At 72.9% G+C, this 1,397-nt stretch carries 1 protein-coding gene; it reads right to left on the bottom strand.

Translation table 11 applies throughout. The features are described from left to right. On the bottom strand, positions 1-1,397 hold a 1,397-nt coding region (locus AC1D01_RS34610; protein WP_477874027.1), incomplete at both ends, for an acyltransferase domain-containing protein.

The raw sequence follows: 1,397 nt of genomic DNA on the forward strand, positions 1-1,397 counted from the left end.
ATGTCGAAGCGGCCGAAGCGCAGGAACGGCCAGGCCGCGAAGCGCTCGCGGGCCCGATCGAGGAACACGTCGGAGACATCGGTGAAGTGGTACTGCGCGCGGTCGGCGGGCAAGGCCGCAAGCACCGCGGAGCTCGTGCCACCGGTGCCGGCCCCCACCTCCAGCACGCGCAGCGAACGGCCCGCCGGCACGCTGGCGGCCAGCGTCTCGAAGGCGGCGGCCGCGAGGCCGTTGATGTAGCGCATCGTCGCCGAGCGTTCGTAGAGGTTCTCGGCGAGCTCGAACGAGCCGCCGGGGAACAAGGTCTCGAGCGGGCTCTCGCGGCCCAGCAGCACCGGCGCCACCAGCGAGCCACAGTGGCGCACGTAGGCGAGCAGCGGCTGGTTGTCGGCGAACAGGCGCTCGGCCTCGGCCCACAGCGCGGCCAGCGGTGGCTCGGCAAGGGCTTGATCGGCGACGAAGGCCTCGCCGGCGCGCCGCAGCGTGCCCCCCGTCACCAGGCTGTCGAGCCAGCGCGACACCAGGTGCCGGTAGCTCGCGCCGATGCCGCTGCGCTGCATCAGGCCGTCGAGCGTGTGCGATTCGCCGGCTGAAAGGAACAGGCCCGCCTCGCGCAGCGTGTGCGCCGCATGCGCGCTCGTCACGCGCGCCAGGCACTCCCACTTGGCCGGGTACGAGGAAGCGTTCAGGTCCAGCGGCCCGCGCTCGGCCTGGCGCGACAGCGCGGTGCTGACGCGCGACCAGCGCTGCGCCGCATCGACCGCCGGCGCGGGGCTTTCCGGACGCTCGCCGACGACGTCCATCCAATGCCGCCGCGCACGGAACGGATACGTGGGCAGCGCGACGCGGCTGCGGCCATACGGCGCGTCGAACGCCGCCCAGTTCACGTCGGCGCCCGCCACGTACAGGCGTTGCAGGCTGGCGAGCAGGTCGGTCCAGTCGGAGCGCTCACGGTGCAGCGACGGCAGCCATTCGACTGCCGCGCCCGCTTCACCGCCTGCACCAACGCACTCGGCCCCCATCCCCAGCAGCACCGGGTGCGGCCCGACCTCGATGAAATGCGTGATGCCCTGCGCCAGCAGGCCCTGCAGCGCCTGCGCGAAGCGCACCGGCTGGCGCATGTGCGTGAGCCAGTAGTCGACGCGGCCGATCTCGGCCGCGCCGGCCGGTGCGCCGCTGACGTTGGAGACCAGCGCGATGCGCGGCTCATGGAACGTCACCGTCTCCAGCACGCGCCGGTAGGCCGGCAGCACCGGCTCGATCAGCGCCGAATGCGCCGCATGCGGCACGCGCAGCAGCTTGACGCGCACGCCGGCTGCCTCGAGCCGCTGCGTCGCCGCATCGACCGCATTGCGCGGGCCACTGATGACGAAATGCTCGGGGCCGTTGTAGGCGGC

Source organism: Rhizobacter sp. P3_B12, from assembly GCF_056402895.1.